Source organism: Paenibacillus sp. AK121, from assembly GCF_019042715.1.
GTDB classification, from domain to species: domain Bacteria; phylum Bacillota; class Bacilli; order Paenibacillales; family Paenibacillaceae; genus Paenibacillus; species Paenibacillus polymyxa_C.
This window is the reverse complement of the sequence record NZ_JAHPJM010000008.1, coordinates 134,662-151,999: the sequence shown is the minus strand read 5'-3', so window position 1 is coordinate 151,999 and position 17,338 is coordinate 134,662. Positions and strand designations below refer to the sequence as shown.

Genomic DNA, 17,338 nt, shown 5'->3' with positions numbered 1-17,338 from the left:
AGGATGCAAAAGTGGTATCAGATTTTCCAAAGAAATACGGGACTTAGCCCTTATGTGTGGGTCGTCTTTTACATCCTGCCCTTTTACTATTTTAGCTCTTCATCTACAAGTCATATTATTCTGGGTACCGCGATTATTTTGGTGTTTTTTGCTTGTTATGTACTGGCTTTTGTCTCTCAAGGCTGGCTCATATACTTCTGGACCAGTGTGCAGATTGCTATATCGATTACGATGACGCTGCTATTTAGCTATATGTATTTTTCCATATTTATCGCTTATCTGATCGGTAATATTAAAAGTAAGGCTGCATTTACGACGCTGTATATAATTTTAATGGTTATTACGATTGGATTAATCAATTATGGATTTGTTTCTCAGAATCCTGTTTTTATTAAGCAGATTCCTTTTATCTTGCTCAATCTGATCGGTGTGATCCTCCTTCCGATTACAAATTTTAATCGCAACAAGAGTGATCGGCTTCAGGTCCAATTAGAGGATGCCAATAAGAAAATATCGGAATTGATCAAGCTGGAGGAACGGCAAAGAATTGCGCGTGACCTGCACGATACCTTGGGTCAGAAGCTGTCACTCATTGGGCTGAAGAGTGATTTGGCAGGCAAGCTACTGGACCAGTACCCGGAACGGGCTCATGTCGAAATTAACGATGTTCGTCTCACGGCAAGAAGTGCGTTAAAAGAAGTACGGGAAATGGTTACTCAAATGCGCGGCATGAGACTAGAGGATGAACTGCTACGTATTCGGCAAATTTTAAAGGCTGCTCACATCGAACTGACCTTGGAGGGCGACCCGAAGCTGGAGCATACGTCATTAATGAATGAAAATGTGCTGAGCATGTGTATGAAGGAAGCCGTAACCAATGTAGTGAAGCACAGTGGAGCTACCGCTTGCTCCATCACCATTGAGCCGTCTCGTAAGGAATTGACCCTGCGGATTCAGGATAATGGAGTTGGTATTATGGGAGAAAATGCAGTCTTTCGGGGACATGGTCTGCAAGGCATGAAGGAAAGGCTCGAATTCGTGAACGGATGTATGGAACTGCGTTCCGATAAGGGAACGACCCTGGTCATTAAGGTGCCCAACATCACTGAAAAGCCGAATGAGGAGGTGGGGCCATGATTCGAATCGTTATCGCAGAAGACCAGCGTATGTTGCTGGGTGCTCTAGCCTCCCTGTTGGACTTGGAAGAAGACATGAAAGTAGTCGGAAAAGCAAGCAACGGGGAAGAAGCTATAGAGCTGGTGAAGCAACATCAGCCAGACATATGCATTATGGACATCGAAATGCCGATAAAAAGCGGATTGGATGCGGCAGAGGAACTCAGAGGCTTGAATTGCAAGGTGCTTATTTTAACAACGTTTGCTCGCCCTGGGTATTTTGAACGAGCGATCAAGGCGGGCACTCACGGTTATTTACTCAAGGACAGTCCTAGTGAAGAACTGGCTTCCTCCATTCGCAGTATTATGGCAGGCCGACGTATTTACGCTCCAGAACTGGTTGATGATGCTTATGCCGAGGTCAACCCGCTAACGGAGCGTGAAAAGACCGTGTTAGCGCTTATTGCTGACGGAAAGAACACCAAAGAGATTGCTGGTGAACTGTTTTTAACAACAGGGACGGTGCGAAATTATATTTCAGTCATTCTCGATAAGCTGGGTGTCAGCAACCGAATTGAGGCGATTACACGTTTTAATGAAAAAGGTTGGTTCAAATGAGAGACAGGCAAAAATATTAAGCAGAACAGGGACGCTATGAAGCCAAACATAGTTGCTCTGTTTTTTTGTTTTATCCATAGATTTGCTATGCCTCTAGTGTAGTTCCTTGTGATACAATAGGATAGTTGTCCATAGGATGGACCTGGAGTACAAGGAGGAGCAGAACCGCATGAAACAAGCCCCATTTATAGCCGTTGAAGGGCCGATCGGAGCAGGCAAAACGACGTTGGCTTCGATGCTTTCAACCGAGCTACATTTGCCGATGATCAAAGAGATTGTCGAGGAAAACCCGTTTCTCGATAAATTCTATCAAAATATAGATGAGTGGAGCTTTCAGTTGGAAATGTTCTTTCTCTGCAATCGGTATAAGCAGCTAGAGGATACTGGCCTGCAATACATCGAGAAAGCCCAGCCTGTAATTTCAGATTACCATATCTATAAAAATCTGATTTTTGCTGAACGTACGCTTAAGGGTGTGAAGCTCGAAAAATATCGCCAAATCTATCATTTGCTCACAGATGATATGCCTAAGCCTGACATTATCGTTTATATTAGAGCAGATTTGGATACCTTGCTGGGCAGAATTCGTAAGCGCGGACGCTCCTTTGAACAGGAGATGGACCCTGCCTATCTGGAGCAATTGATTACGGATTATGATAAAGGCATTCAGTTTCTCGCCGAACAGTCACCTGCCCCTCGTATATTGACCGTAAACGGGAATGAAATTGATTTTGTAGAAAACCAGGCACAATTTGAACAAATTGTTTCCGATGTAAAGGAGCTTATATAGTGAATAATTACAACATTCCTGCAAATGCCCTGATTACGGTAGCGGGTACGGTGGGTGTAGGTAAATCCACGTTAACAGGTGCTTTGGCCAGTCGTCTTGGTTTTAAAACCTCGTTAGAGCAAGTCGATCATAATCCGTATCTGGAGAAGTTTTATCACGATTTCGAAAGATGGAGCTTTCATCTGCAAATCTATTTTCTCGCGGAACGCTTCAAGGAGCAAAAGAACATTTTCTTGTCTGGTGGAGGTTTTGTGCAGGATCGTTCCATTTATGAGGACACAGGCATTTTTGCGAAAATGCATGCCGATCAGGGAACAATGAACCCTACCGATTATGAAACATATACTAGCCTATTTGAGGCGATGGTCATGACCCCGTTCTTTCCGCACCCTGATGTGCTGATCTATCTGGAAGGCAGCCTGCCCTCCATACTGAGTCGGATCGAAGAACGCGGCCGCGAAATGGAGATTCAGACCGAGCGATCCTATTGGGAGCAAATGCATCGCAGATATTCCGATTGGATCAACGATTTTGATGCCTGTCCTGTACTGCGTCTCAACATTGATGAGTACGATGTACACGACCCTGCTTCCATGGATGCCATTTTGGCAGAAGTGGGCAAGGTGATCTCCAAAAAGTAGAGATATAACCTCAAAAAGCATACAAGGACTGTGGTACAATCAGTATAAATTAAGCTGATAGACCGCAGTCCTTTTTAATATGTGGAAGCATGGGAGATGACAAGCGGTATAGTGGACAAGTCTTGGCTGGAATGCGAGAATAGGAACATATATTAATTGTAATGACTCACGGGAAAGGATGGGATACTGTGATGCGTTTTGGTATCGTTGGAACGAATTGGATAACGGAAAGATTTATTCAAGCTGCGATAGAGACAGACGAATTTTCCCTGACCGCGGTGTACTCACGAACAGAGGAGAAAGGCCAAGCCTTTGCTGCTAAATATAACAGCCAGCCGGAGGTTTTTACAGATCTGGCACAAATGGCTGCAAGTGATCAGGTGGATGCCGTATATATTGCCAGTCCCAATTCTTTACATGCGGAGCAAGCGATCTTATGTATGAACCATGGAAAGCATGTGCTGTGTGAGAAGCCTTTTGCTTCTAATGCAGCAGAGGTGCAGAGCATGATCGAAGCCGCGCGCAACAATGATGTTCTGTTGATGGAGGCCGTTAAATCCACGCTTATGCCCAACTTTAAAATTATAAAGGATCATATGTATAAAATAGGCCGGATTCGGCGTTATTTTGCAAGCTACTGTCAATACTCCTCACGCTTTGATGCTTTTAAGCAGGGCAAGGTGCTGAATGCCTTTAATCCAGCTTTTTCGAATGGTTCCTTGATGGATCTGGGAGTGTATTGTTTGTATCCAATGGTGGCATTGTTCGGCAAACCGGATGAGATCCGGGCGGTGGGTGTACTGTTATCCTCTGGTGTCGACGGCGAGGGTAGTATTGTGATGAAGTATCCGGATATGGATGCTATCGTCATGCATTCCAAAATTACAGATTCCTATTTGCCTGCCGAAATTCAGGGTGAGTATGGAACGATGGTGATCGACAAAATCAGCCAGCCCTATGAGGTGAAAATTCATTATCGGGACGGCACGATTGAGGATTTGACCAAGGCTCAGACGCGTGAGCCCATGTATTATGAAATTCAGGAATTTATTGATCTGATCAAGAGTGGGGAACGCAACAGTTCCATTAACTCTTTGGAGTGTTCGCTGACAGTCGCTGAAGTGATGGAGGAGGCAAGACAACAATTTGGTCTTCGTTATGAAGCGGATTTGAAAAATACCTCTGCACATTAGTTGGCTAGTGATTTAACAAAACCCTTACTAGCTTTCCAAGACTCCGCGACTGCTTCTTATATGGGGCAGTCTAGTTTTATGTGTCAAGAGTACCTAGAACATGAATAAGGCCTACCGGTTTCGCAAATTTTGCAAACATGCGGTAGGCCTTTTTTGGTTTATATACCTAACCTCATTTTTACAAAGCACTACATCTCAGCAAATAACGTATTAACAAATGATTGTTATGATCATATTTATAACTTTTACATATTAACTGCACAGAGGAGTGTACACATGTTTAAGAAGTTTCAAAAGTGGTCAGCAACATCAATGTCTGTTGCTCTTGCGCTAGGTTTGATTACGGGCCTGTCAGCCTTACCTGTTCATGCTGAGTCACCAGTGAACACAGATCAAGGTATTAGCAAAGTTACAGCTACATTTTATGGAGACACCAAAGCCTCCAAAGGATTTACCTGGTATACTTCAAAGCTTTTCACGAAGAGCACTGTTCAAGTAACCAAGAAAACGGCTTCTGAAGCTGATTTTACGAATGCTCTTACATTTGAAGGCACTTCCTCTCCATCGACCAATTCTCCAGAAGAGCTTGTCCATAAAGCTGTAGCTACAGGTCTTCAAGCGGACACAGCTTATTATTATCGTGTGGGTGATGCAGCGCGCGGGATATGGAGCGAAACAGGTACGTTTCAAACGGCTCCTAAGAACGGTGAATTTACCTTCATTGATTTAGCTGATACACAAGCGAAAAGCGAAGATGAAGCCATATTGTCTTCACAGACGCTCGAAAAAGCACTTCAAACCGTAAATAATGCTCAGTTTGTAGTTCACAACGGAGATATCGTAGATACCGGTACCAAAGAAGAGCAGTGGAACTGGTTGTTGGGACATTCACAAAAAAGTCTTTTGAATACAACCATTGTTCCTTCAGCAGGTAATCACGAGGATGAGAACTACGCTTTTTATGATCACTTTAATATTAATCAACCAGCGGGTTCTGCTACTAAAACGGGAGCGTACTACTCCTTTGATTACAGCAATGCTCACTTTATTGTATTGAACTCCAATGAGGACTCAGAGAAATATGCCAATTTTTCTGAAGATCAAGTTGAATGGTTAAAGAAAGATGCTGCGGCAGCCAAAAAGGCAGGTGCAAAGTGGATCATTGTTAATATTCACAAAGGTCCCTACACTACCTCTAACCATGCAACAGATGCTGACATCATGGATAACAATGGAGTTCGTAACCAAATCGCTCCACTCATGGACAAACTTGATATCGACTTTGTCGTACAGGGGCATGATCATATTTATGCTCGGACGAAACCAATCAACCAAGAGGGTAAAGCAACAACGCCAACCCAATTAAAAGATAGATTAAATGAAAAGAGGATTGAATATAGTGTGAATCCGGATGGAAGTATCTATGTCATCCCAGCAACTGCTGGCCCTAAAGTTTACTACAAGAACCCGAGTGAAAAGCTTGGAGATAAGTACTATAACCTCTTTGAATTAGCTGAAGAGAATCATGCGGCAGTATATGGCCCAGATCCGAGTGACAATCGTAGACCTGTACGAGGACAGGTGCAGAATTTTGTTGGCATCACTGTCGACGAAAATAAACTTACAGCCGTAACGTACGAAATTGATCAAAACAAAAATGATGCCAAACCTTTTATTGTGGATCAATTCGGAATCATCAAAAAATATCAGTAAAATTGATTAATGGTTTCTAAATGATCATAAAAGGATATCCTACAGTCTGTTTGGCTGCATGGATATCCTTTTTCATTTTCTTAGGGACTTTCTTATAGAGACGTCTGATGTTGTGCTTGTAATACTTACGCCCTGTTCGGAAGCGGGTAAACCGTACATAATGCTATTAAGAGATCCAAAGTTTAAAAATAGAATGCTCACTTTTACATATAGAAATTTTCTTGCAAAATATGGAGGGATAAAACGATGGCTTATCAAGAAATCAATGGAGTACGCGTATGGGGAGCACCTGATCCGGGGGCACTATCTCAAGCCCGCACATGTGCCGAAAATGGTAATGTGATTCAGGCGCTACTGATGGCAGATCATCATAAAGGCTACAGTCAGCCCATTGGCGGTGTGATGGTGTATGACGGACAAATTTCACCTTCAGGTGTAGGGTATGATATCGGCTGCGGAAATAAGGCAGTAAGAACCAAGCTGTCTGCCGCAGACATTATGCCGCGTATTTCAACCGTGATGGATGAGATTGCACGTCAGATTTCATTTGGCGTAGGTCGTGTGAATGAGATTCAAGTGGACCATGAGCTGTTTGATGACCCGGATTGGGCGGTATATGCAGCGATTGGGAAGCAAGAGCATGACAAACTGAAGTCCTTGGCGAGAGAACAGCTGGGTACAGTAGGGAGTGGCAATCATTTTGTTGATGTATTTGTAGAGGAAGCGACAGGACAGGTCTGGATTGCCAATCATTTCGGCAGCCGGGGCTTTGGGCATAAAACAGCAAGCGGGTTTCTAAATTTGGCCGCAGGACGGGAGTTTCTCGGAAAGGCGCCGGGAGAACATATGGATCAGCCGCCTGTACTGCTGGATATGAACAGTGAGCTGGGGGACATGTACTATCGTGCAATGCGCCTTGCCGGACGTTATGCTTATGCAGGACGTGACCATGTGATAGAACAAGTGCTTGGTATTATGGGGACCGAAGCGAACTTTACGGTGCATAATCACCATAATTACGCGTGGAAAGAACAGCATGATGGACGCGACACCATTGTGGTCCGCAAAGGCGCAACCCCCTCGGCCCCTGGTCAAATGGGCTTTATTGGAGGAAGCATGGGGGATATCTCGGTGATTGTGCGTGGGAAAGATTCGGTAGAAAATCGGGATTCCTACTATAGTACAGTCCATGGCGCAGGTCGTATTATGAGTCGTACTCAGGCGGCCGGTAAAATGAATTGGAAAACCCGTACGCGTAGCGGTGGTCAGATTACGGACCTACAGATGGAGGAGGCTGTTCGAAACTACGGTGTCGAGCTGCGCGGAGCAGGTACAGACGAAAGCCCGTTCGTCTACCGCAAACTGCGTGAGGTACTGGACGCTCATTCCGAGACCGTTGAAGTTATGCATGTGCTGAAGCCAATCGGGGTATGCATGGCTGGGGCCAATGAGTTTGACCCATATAAGGATTAATGAAAAGAGAAGGAAGAATGGTGTGTACCCATAAAAAAGACGATGCCCGGCAGAAGTTTCATTCGCCGAGCATCGTCTTTAAAGTACATATATGCATATATAATAGAAGGAACTCATGGCTTGATGTGTTTGTTAGTATCTCTAAGTCTTACAGTTGATCAGCAAAAAGCTGTTCTTTAATATAAGCGACAGGCATTTCTTGCCCTGTCCATAATTCGAAGGCAAGTGCGCCCTGCCACAGCATCATGCCCAGACCGTTAATGGCGGTTGCACCTACGGACTCAGCTTGTTCCATCAGCTTGGATTTAGCTGGGCTGTACACTACATCGGTCACGATCAGGTCGGAACGAAGCATGGACACATCCTCAATGACACTTTTGCCTTCCAGCGGTTTCATACCCACACCTGTACCATTAGCGAAAATATGACTTGTAAGAATCTCTTCACGCAGCTTCTCTTGATCCTCTAGTGCATAGATATTCGCCTTGACTTGGGCATGTTTCATCTCTTCATTAATAATACGAACATTCTCTTCCGCCCGGGCAAAGAACTGGTCATTACGAGCGAAAATTGAAATTTCAGCGAGGCCAGCTCGAGCGGCTTCAATAGCAATCGGTGTTGCAGCACCGCCTGAGCCGACGAGTGTCATTTTCTTACCTTTCAGATCAATGCCGTGCTCCTGCAAGTTGCGAACATAACCAGATCCATCTGTACTGTAGCCTTTCAGCTTACCATCCGTATTCACGACAGTGTTGACGGCACCTGTAAATTTAGCGCTGTCGTCCAGCTCGTCAAGGTACTGTAAGATGGCTGTTTTGTTGGGCATGGACACATTGTAGCCGCGTATGTTTAGAGTGCGCATCCCACGTACTACTTTTTCAAGTTGTTCATTGCCTACTTCAAAGGCCATATATGCGTTGTTTAGCCCCAGTTTCTCAAACGCAAGATTATGCATAGCCGGGGACAAAGAGTGTCCGATCGGTGTAGCTAGCAGTCCGATTAATTGTGTTCTTCCGTCAATACGTCCAGCGTTTTTCATAATAAGCCTCCAAGTTATCTGTGTAGTTTAATAAAACACTTTTTTATATCGATAAGCAACAAACACGGCCAGCAAAATACTGACTACGGCAATCGCAATATCTAGAATGAATACCGAGGTAATTCCCAGACTTTTGGACATGCTCCCGGTAGCCAAAGGCATCAGGATGAACGATAGGCTGGCTGCTATGTTTACGAGAGAAGTCGTAGTTCCTTTGTTCTTGCGGAAAAATTCCGTCATGACCGTAAGGGCAATTTGGAAGATACCCGCAGTAGACAAGCCGATTAAGAATGAACTGATCAAGGTAGCGACAGGATTGTGCCATACAATTAAAGCCAGCAAAGAAAGCAGGGCAATAAGCGGATACACAATCATGACGGTAATAGGCTTAATGAATCTACCAAGTACCACAGCCAACAAAATAACGGAAACTAGTGAACCTATACTATAGTAGCTAAGCAGCTTAATGGCGCTGGCTTTGTCCATGCCAAGAGCATCTTGTCCAAAGGTAGGAAGCCATAGCTGAACGATCATGAACAATACAGTTGAAGTAAAACCGATAATAATCAGAGACAAGCCTTCTTGCCAAAACTTAGGCTCGCTGTGGAACAAATCCGTTGATTGACCAGCCTCGGCTGGAGCCTTTTGTTCCTCTGCTTTGTGGTTGGGGAAAGCGGTCATCGACAAGAAAATTCCGTTCAGCAGATAAATTCCTGCTGGAATAAAGAAGGAATATCCATAGAACATATCGTGATTAATAAAAAATGCAATCATGAACGGAATAACAATGGCACCGATCGAGATGGATGCTTTGACCAGGACGGTTGCAGACCCGGCTTTTTTTCCGAACCCTTCAATGAGTGCGGGATAAGTCCCCGCATCCATCATTGAGTTGCAGAGCCCTGCGATAATGGCAAACACGAATGCCAACGTGTAGTTAGGTGCAAGCGGAATACCGATCAGGAAGATTAAATAAGCAAATGATGCAATAACAATGAGTGGTTTCCTTCCATATTTATCTGACATTTTTCCGGCTACTCCGAGAGCGAGCAGTTTACCGATTCCAATCGCTGACACCAGATAGCCGATGGCTGCTTTATCCGTGTTCAATTGCACGGTCAGAAAGCTCATATTCGACGAGAGAATAACATTAATCATACCCAGAAGAAAATAGTTGATATAAAGCCCTGTTGCCATTCTGATATAAGGATTTTTCATAAGTGTAACTCCCAACTTAAATTTTAGATCAATGGCCTAGATAGGCATCGTCCAGGTCTATTAAAGTACGCCCACAAACAAGTGAAAATATTCACATAATGTCTATGTTTTAATTATATAAGGGGTGTTATTATAAATCCAATGCATATTTTTATCGTTTTTCATAGTTTGAATCTATAATTTAAAATATGAATTAAAGAGGGAGTGTACATTCTTATGAATCTGAAGCACTTACAATATTTTCGTGTACTTGCAGAGATGGAGCATTTTACCCAGGCAGCTGCGCGGCTATGTATCACTCAACCCAGTTTAAGTCATGCGATTTCAGAATTAGAAAAGGATTTGGGCGTTCATCTGTTTGAAAAGCAGGGGAGAAATATTCGACTAAACAAATACGGGCGATTTTTTCTGAAATATGTGGAGCACGCGATGGATGAATTGGAAAAGGGGGAGCATAACTTACGGGAATTAGTGAGTCCAAGCCATGGGAATATAGATTTGGCGTTCATTTACACGTTAGGTTCACACTTCATTCCAGCGATAATCCAAGCTTTTTCAGCTCAAGATGCCCGTAAAGACATTTCCTTTTCGTTTCACCAAGGGAATACGAACGATATTATTCAAGGTCTGAAGCAGGAACACTATGACGTGGCGTTCTGCTCTCACGTGGAAAATGAACCAGAAGTGGAGTTTATTCCGCTGGCTCAGCAGGAACTGGTGGTCATTGTTTCCCCTGATCATCCGCTGGCTTCTCTGGACCAAATTGATCTTAAGGATACAGTGGATTACCCGGTGATCTTCTTCAACAAAAAGAGTGGGGTTCGGCCCATTATTGAAAATTTGTTCGCCAAGGCAGGCGTTACGCCACAGATTATTTGCGAGATTGAAGAAGATACGGCAATGGCAGGACTGGTGTCTATCAATTACGGGATCGGAGTTATGCCTCGCATTTCATCGTTAGATTATTTTAACGTCAAAACATTGCCTATTGTAAATCCAGAATACGAGCGTTTTATCTATCTAGCCAGCATTAAAAATAGATACTTATCCCCGGCAGTAGTAGAGTTTCGGAACTTTGCCCTAAGTTATGGCAAGGAGTTTTATCTGAAAACGCATCAGCGTGTCTAAGCCGGAGTCTCGCAATTTTTAAACTTGATAAATTTTAAATTGTGTTCTATACTTCATCATCGACACAAGCAATGTGAAATGATTCACGTTTTGATACTACAAGACTTACTTACAAAAGCAGGTGAATTCATGATGAAACGTTCTTCTATTCCAGTGGCGACAGGTCTTTATGTGAACTATCTTTTGTTCGGCATGTTTAATATTATGCTGGCGTCACACATGTCCTTTTTAACAGAGCATTTGCATACAGATCAGGCAGGCATCAGTCTCTTGGTTTCCGCGATGGGGTTTGGCAGACTGTTTACGCTGTACATATCCGGAGTGCTCTCCGACCGCTATGGTCGCAAACCGTTTATTGTGGCCGCAGGGCTGCTGATGGCCGTATTCTTGGTCGGTATACCGCTGAGTCCCACCTTTGAGATGGCGATGGTACTGGCTGTGCTGGCAGGTGTAGCGAATTCTTTTCTTGATTCAGGTACTTATCCAGCTCTGATCGAGGCTTTTCCCCAATCCTCTGGTTCGGCTACAGTGTTGGTGAGAGGTTTTATATCCATTGGGGCGGCATTTTTACCGCTAATGATTATCTTTTTTATGAATCACGATATTTTTTACGGGTTCTCTTTCTTTATACCAGCACTGATATTTGCATTGAATGCGATCTACTTGTTCAGAATGAAGTTTCCAGACATGCGCGTGCAGCCCGCCAAGGGGCAAAGTGGCGGTACTTCTGTATCTAGCGCCAAGCAGACGGGGAATTTAAAGGAAAATGATCCGAGTAAACCGCGGTTTTGGCAGGAAGGTGTGTGTCTTATCTTGCTTGGATTTACAGGACCTACCTTGCTGTATATTGTGCAGTTATGGCTGCCTACTTTTGGGCAACAGTTTATCGGCATGACGGAATCAGAGTCTCTGAGGCTATTAGTTTATTACAATATGGGTTCGCTGGTTTCCGTATTTGTATTGGTCATTGTATTGAGAAAATGGGTTAAACCTGTTCATATCATCCTTATTTATCCTTGCATTTCCTTGTTGGCTTTTGGAGCGCTTCTTCTTTTCAAATCTGGGGCTGCCGCCATTATCTGTGCGAGTATCATCGGGTTTTCAATATCGGGTGTACTTCAGCTGACGTTAACCGTAATGAGTGAATTTTTTAGTCAACGAAAAGGACAGATTACCGGGTTTATTTATACCGCAACTTCGCTGTCCTATACACTCATTCCCGTGTTTACAGGCTTTCTTTTGAAGCATTCTCAGATTTCCAGTGTGTTTATGCTGGCTATTATCGTGAATGCACTTGGAATCGCACTGGCGGTGTTTGTTAATTTTCGCTACAGTGCCGTTTTTCCTGCAAAACGAGAATTGTCTCCTCAAATCGTACTGGATACGAAATAACTAGCGACTGAACCTAATCATCTGCATGCTTATTCAGAATGCGTTATACTATGAATTATTGTGAATGTTCGACTTGAAACTGTAATTGGGGAGTGAGATAGATATGGGAAAAATCGTAAAGATAAAAGATGTACGGATCGGTGAAGGAGCGCCTAAAATATGTGTTCCCATGGTGGGAGAAACGTTGGAGCAGTTGAAGGAAGAGGCTGCCCATTTACGAACACTCGACCTGGATATCGTAGAGTGGAGAGTCGATTTTTTCGAGCATGTGGAGGATCTGGAAAAGGTAAAGGCTGCCTTACATGAAATTCGGTCTATTTTAGCCAATATTCCACTCGTATTTACGTTCCGTAGCGCCCGAGAAGGTGGAGAAAAGGAAATCAGTGCTGCAAGTTATGTGGAATTGAATCGCACTGTGGCCGAGACGGGACAAGTAGATATCATTGATGTAGAGCTTTTTAATGAGGAAGCTGATGTGAAGACACTGGTAGAAGCAGCACACAAGCATAACGTATATGTGATCATTTCTAACCACGATTTCCAAAAGACACCATCGAAAGAGGAAATTGTGTCCCGGTTGCGTAAGGCACAGGAATTGGGCGGCGATCTGCCTAAAATAGCGGTGATGCCAACTAATACAGCCGATGTACTGACCTTGCTGGACGCCACACGCACTATGGCAGAAGAGTATGCGGATCGGCCGATTATCACGATGTCGATGGCGGGAAAAGGTGTCGTGAGCCGTCTGACCGGAGAACTGTTTGGTTCAGCTTTGACTTTTGGTGCTGCCAAGAAAGCTTCCGCGCCGGGACAGATTCCTGTCACTGAACTGAGAGAAATATTGCAGGTGCTGCATAGCCATTCTTAAAAGACGCAGGTATTGCTCGCTAGTGAACAAGTTATCCGCAATGAACACAAAAGGAGGACCCCAAGCGATAAGCATGCTGGGGCCCTCCTTTTTGTAACGCTTAATTCAATCCCCGAGTAGGTTCATACAATTCCCAACCCAGATTCAGCGTTTGAATAATATAGTCTGCGACTTCTTCCGCATCCAACTGATCGGTATCGATCTTGGAGTGATTCACCGCGTAAATGTCCTGTCTGGAACGGAAAAGATTTTCAATTTCCTCCAGCGTCTTGTTTTGCAGATTAGGGCGGGTGTCAATCAGCATCTTGAGCCGATCTTTCCAGGAATCCCAATTTAAATCCAAGAAGAACACAATGGAGGAAGCCAAACAAGCCTGCTTCACCTCTTCCTGTAAAAACGCACCACCGCCAACAGAAATGATTTTGAGGCGTGTATTGCTGCACAACTTCAAAATATGTTCTTTTTCAATCTCGCGGAAACGCTTCTCTCCGTAAGTTTTGAAAATTTCTGTTGTAGGCATGTTGTACTCTTGTTCAATCTCCTGATCAATATCGACAAAATCGCGATACAGTTTGCGCGCTAGATGGGAACCGATCGTTGTTTTGCCTACGCCCATAAAGCCGATGAGCACAATATTTTGTTCTTTTAATGGAATCTCACTATTGTTTTGCACGATAACCACTCTTTTCTCACCAGTAATGTTGAGATGTAACGCTTCAAAGCACTAAATACATTATACGTTCATCAACCGTGTCATTCAATAGTATAGAGCACATCAGCAATGAGGTATACGATAAAAGAGGCAAACGAAACTAGGTATTTAAGTATTATTTAATGCGTAAATTGAAGAAAAACAAACTTGCGCAAGTATAAAAGAGGCAATTTTGTGTACTTAATTGAAAAAAAGGACATATTTTGCCGAAAAACGTATTGAAATTATTGGAAGTAGGAATATAATAGAATTATACAAATTGTAAATGTAATCGCTCTATTTACAATTTGTGATTGATTGAATTTATAATAATGGAGCTACTTTGAACCAAAAACCAAGTATACATATGCAAATAGTTAAATATTACTTTACGGACATGTGTCGGTCAATGGGTTCATTGTACGAAGGTGGTGATACGGTCTACGCGCTTGCGCTCTAGTCAACGGAGAATTGGAGATAAGAATAAAAAACAATCTACGAGAGGGATGAATTGAAATGAAAACAAACACAGCTAAAGTATTGAAAAAGGGAATGAGTATTGCTTTATCCGGTATGCTGATCGCATTATTTGTCGGCAATTATTCTGCTCATGCAGCTCCAGAGGTCGTTCATAAGACCATACTTGTAAAAGCCGGAGAAGTATACGATGGTAAAGGCAAGACCGTAGTGGCTGACCCCGATACCTTGGGAGATGGAAGCCAAAAAGAGGCTCAAAAGCCTATCTTCAAGCTTGAAAATAATGCAACGTTGAAAAATGTGATCATCGCCGCGCCTGCTGCGGATGGTGTGCATGTATATGGCAATGGCACCATTTCCAACGTAACATGGGAGGATGTCGGTGAAGATGCATTGACGCTTAAAGAACCAGGCACGGTGAATATTACAGGCGGTGGAGCGTACCATGCATACGATAAAGTGTTTCAAATCAATGCCGAAGGCACAATTAACATTAAAAACTTTAGAGCCGATGATATCGGTAAGCTGGTTCGCCAACTTGGGGGCTCTACTTTTAGAGTGAATATGACTTTGGATAACTCGGATATTTCCAACGTCAAGGATTCGATTCTGAGATCCGACGGTCCTAACAGCAAAGCTAAAATTACGAATACTCGTTATCATAATGTAAAACAATTGTTCAAAGGCTTTAAATCTAGCAACACGAGCGAGTCCGGCAATACTAAATACTAATCGTTAGCGTAGGATAGGAGTACGGATAGGAAAAGGGGCTGTCCAACAGGTCGTATGATCTGATAGGACAAGCCCCTTTTTGGTACTGATGATCTGGGCTTCGTTCAGAACAAGGACTATGTTATGATCGTGCTATTACATTTTATACAAAAAAAGTTGGGTGGCTATGAATCTATTTCATCAATATGTGAATGTAGACGGTACTTTGAATGATACGCTGGTGCGCGATCGTGAAATTTTATATACAGGTACGAATGGCCGGCATGTGGAACGTTTTTACGTGTCCTCCTCTGAAAGTTATATATTTAAACAACTAACCAATGACGATCAGAAGGGGCACGAGAGATGGGTGTACGAGCATGTGCTTCCCGCATTACCACCCATCTATCCCCAATTGCTAGCTTGGTCTGATGCAGACGCAGATGACGGAGGAGAATGGATGGTATTTGAGGACCTTGGTCCGTTACATCATGTTCACGCAGACGAAACCCTATTGCAAGCTGTAGGACTTGTTGCAAGGTGGCATGCTTTGCCACTGGACTATTTTGCAGGAATGCCATTGCGGGGACCGAAGCCGCTCATTCAGGAGATGGTTTCTGAACTGCACATACGCAAGCCAGATATATTAGAGCTTTGCAGCTCACTCGGTTTTTCCAAGCAACACATGCAGCGTATTTATGTACAACTGGAGCATCTATCTTTTTCACACCAGCTTGTACTGTCTCATGGTGATCTTCATCCGGGAAACTATGCGCTGAGTGGGGAACGGTTAAAGGTATTGGATTGGGAGCATGCTCATCTAAACACACCGCTGTGGGATGTATATCACCTGATCGACATGTCCCATCCGTTATTCCCCCGACATATGACGTCTGAATTGCGTATTCGTATGCTAGACACCTATCTGGAACAGCTGGAGCTGTTGGGGATACAGGTAGATCGAACGGCATTTATACAGGAATATGGTATGTTTGCTGTGGTATTTTCGCTTTGGATGCTATTGCTAATCACAAGTGATTTGCAAAGGATTGAAACGGAGCTGCATAGAAATAGCAACAAATGGTCAAAAGAGCAATTAGAGTCCCAATTGGATGAAACGTTAGCTTGTTTAAACCAATGTATAGCGATGATGGATTGGGAACAAGTCCAACCATGTAAGCAGTGGCTTTAGTGGGCTTAAGGCATAGATTCTATATAGTTAGCCAAAGAAGGTAGGGAAATAAATCCATGAAAAAAGTCGGTTTGGTCATGAGAAAAATACAATTTGCTGAAGCGCAGGGTCCTCGTATTTTTGCAGAACGTCTGAAGCAGATCGGATTGGAACTGGGGGTGGATATCGTATTTGTATCACCGGAGCGCCATGTAAGCAGCCATGACTGGCTTCCGGGCTATGAGCACGAAAAGGGTGACCTGGTCAATTATGACATCGTACTGGATCAACTGCACGAGCAGCAGATTGAGCACGTTATTTATACGGTATCTGGCTTTACCTATTTGAATATGTTTTTTAAAAACAGCGTGCTTTTTCCACATAGTTTTCCAGACCCGGCACTGACAGGCTATGAGATGATGAAGCCTTTTTATCAGATCGTGGACAAGGCTATCGTACAGACTGCCTTTCTCAAGCAGGAGATGGCCTCGAAGTTTGGCGTAACCGATGTGACAGTCATCCCGATCGGATTTAATGAGCGGTTGGTGGAAAAGCATTTTGATCCCTCACAAGTGGTGGAGAACCGGGTGATGTGGATTGGTAGAGATGAAGAGAATCGGCGTCCGGATCTGGTACTGGAGTATGCGCGGCATAATCCTGATAAGGATGTCTATATGGTATTTGGCGGTGAACGCTACAAGGAAAGCATGAAGAAGTACGACATCCCGGACAATGTAAAACTTCAATTTGCATTAACGCAAGACGAGGTGTTTGCACTGATGAATACGGCGAAGGTGTATTGGAGCTGCTCTAAATTCGACACGTTCGCGATGCCGCTGACCGAAGCGCTAGCCATGGGGAAAATCGTCGTCAAGCCTGAGCATCCTTGCTATGGGCACATCAGCTCTACACATTCATTTTCGGGGAATGAGAAGAACTGGTTCGAACTGGTCAATATGGCTGCGGCTTCACCTCGCCGGGTTTCGACAGAAAACCAGGCATACGCCATGGAACAGTTTTCAAGTCAGGTGATGAAGCAGGGATATAGGGATTTTTTCGATGGTTGGTTAAGCTGAACACCGAGACAGGTTGCGTGGATT

The 17,338-nt window shown here is 43.8% G+C and carries 16 protein-coding genes; 13 read left to right on the top strand and 3 right to left on the bottom strand.

Translation table 11 applies throughout. The features are described from left to right. The first annotated feature begins 3 nt into the window (after positions 1 to 3). The 7 genes from KSP24_RS16090 (at position 4) to KSP24_RS16060 (ending at position 7,543) form a co-directional block, all read left to right on the top strand. On the top strand, positions 4 to 1,137 hold the full coding sequence (locus KSP24_RS16090) for a sensor histidine kinase (protein ID WP_216975766.1): 1,134 nt from the start codon (positions 4 to 6) through the stop codon (positions 1,135 to 1,137). Then, entirely contained in the window at positions 1,134 to 1,733 is a 600-nt protein-coding gene (locus tag KSP24_RS16085) for a response regulator transcription factor (protein ID WP_013369555.1), read from the top strand. The genes KSP24_RS16090 and KSP24_RS16085 overlap by 4 nt, the downstream gene beginning before the upstream one ends. 169 nt (positions 1,734 to 1,902) lie before the next feature. Beyond that, positions 1,903 to 2,523 (top strand): deoxynucleoside kinase, encoded by a 621-nt coding sequence (locus KSP24_RS16080; protein WP_014599501.1) that lies wholly within the window; start codon positions 1,903 to 1,905, stop codon positions 2,521 to 2,523. Further along, positions 2,523 to 3,164, top strand: coding sequence for a deoxynucleoside kinase (locus KSP24_RS16075; RefSeq protein ID WP_058710716.1), 642 nt, complete (start codon positions 2,523 to 2,525; stop codon positions 3,162 to 3,164). The genes KSP24_RS16080 and KSP24_RS16075 overlap by 1 nt, the downstream gene beginning before the upstream one ends. 191 nt (positions 3,165 to 3,355) lie before the next feature. Continuing rightward, complete coding sequence (locus KSP24_RS16070; protein ID WP_254207848.1) at positions 3,356 to 4,357, top strand: Gfo/Idh/MocA family protein; 1,002 nt, start codon at positions 3,356 to 3,358, stop codon at positions 4,355 to 4,357. Positions 4,358 to 4,633: 276 nt separating this feature from the next. Next, positions 4,634 to 6,070, top strand: a complete 1,437-nt coding sequence (locus KSP24_RS16065) for a purple acid phosphatase family protein (RefSeq protein ID WP_216975762.1) — start codon at positions 4,634 to 4,636, stop codon at positions 6,068 to 6,070. A 246-nt stretch (positions 6,071 to 6,316) separates the two neighbouring features. Further along, on the top strand, positions 6,317 to 7,543 hold the full coding sequence (locus KSP24_RS16060) for an RtcB family protein (protein WP_216975760.1): 1,227 nt from the start codon (positions 6,317 to 6,319) through the stop codon (positions 7,541 to 7,543). 148 nt (positions 7,544 to 7,691) lie between these two features. On the opposite strand, the gene KSP24_RS16055 is transcribed toward KSP24_RS16060, so the two are convergent. Beyond that, entirely contained in the window at positions 7,692 to 8,582 is an 891-nt protein-coding gene (locus tag KSP24_RS16055; RefSeq protein WP_216975759.1) for a shikimate dehydrogenase, read from the bottom strand. Between the two features lie 27 nt (positions 8,583 to 8,609). Then, positions 8,610 to 9,800 carry an MFS transporter gene (locus KSP24_RS16050; protein WP_216975757.1) on the bottom strand — a complete coding sequence of 397 codons (1,191 nt, stop codon included), beginning with the start codon at positions 9,798 to 9,800 and terminating at the stop codon, positions 8,610 to 8,612. Positions 9,801 to 10,016: 216 nt separating this feature from the next. Here KSP24_RS16050 and KSP24_RS16045 point away from each other — a divergent pair, with 216 nt between their 5' ends. The 3 genes from KSP24_RS16045 to aroD all read left to right on the top strand — a co-directional run bounded on the left by KSP24_RS16045 (position 10,017) and on the right by aroD (position 13,188). Then, positions 10,017 to 10,928 carry a LysR family transcriptional regulator gene (locus KSP24_RS16045; RefSeq protein ID WP_025677390.1) on the top strand — a complete coding sequence of 304 codons (912 nt, stop codon included), beginning with the start codon at positions 10,017 to 10,019 and terminating at the stop codon, positions 10,926 to 10,928. A 129-nt stretch (positions 10,929 to 11,057) separates the two neighbouring features. Next, complete coding sequence (locus KSP24_RS16040; protein ID WP_216975755.1) at positions 11,058 to 12,320, top strand: MFS transporter; 1,263 nt, start codon at positions 11,058 to 11,060, stop codon at positions 12,318 to 12,320. A gap of 103 nt (positions 12,321 to 12,423) precedes the next feature. After that, positions 12,424 to 13,188 carry a type I 3-dehydroquinate dehydratase gene (gene aroD, locus KSP24_RS16035; RefSeq protein WP_064962545.1) on the top strand — a complete coding sequence of 255 codons (765 nt, stop codon included), beginning with the start codon at positions 12,424 to 12,426 and terminating at the stop codon, positions 13,186 to 13,188. Positions 13,189 to 13,288: 100 nt separating this feature from the next. Here aroD and KSP24_RS16030 read toward each other — a convergent pair whose 3' ends face one another. After that, positions 13,289 to 13,861, bottom strand: a complete 573-nt coding sequence (locus KSP24_RS16030; RefSeq protein WP_025677396.1) for a shikimate kinase — start codon at positions 13,859 to 13,861, stop codon at positions 13,289 to 13,291. Between the two features lie 534 nt (positions 13,862 to 14,395). Here KSP24_RS16030 and KSP24_RS16025 point away from each other — a divergent pair. From KSP24_RS16025 to KSP24_RS16015, 3 genes are all read left to right on the top strand, one after another. Further along, entirely contained in the window at positions 14,396 to 15,088 is a 693-nt protein-coding gene (locus tag KSP24_RS16025) for a pectate lyase (protein WP_013369567.1), read from the top strand. 166 nt (positions 15,089 to 15,254) lie between these two features. Then, on the top strand, positions 15,255 to 16,259 hold the full coding sequence (locus KSP24_RS16020) for an aminoglycoside phosphotransferase family protein (RefSeq protein ID WP_216975753.1): 1,005 nt from the start codon (positions 15,255 to 15,257) through the stop codon (positions 16,257 to 16,259). A 56-nt stretch (positions 16,260 to 16,315) separates the two neighbouring features. Next, positions 16,316 to 17,314, top strand: a complete 999-nt coding sequence (locus KSP24_RS16015; RefSeq protein ID WP_058710815.1) for a glycosyltransferase — start codon at positions 16,316 to 16,318, stop codon at positions 17,312 to 17,314. Positions 17,315 to 17,338 lie beyond the last annotated feature (24 nt).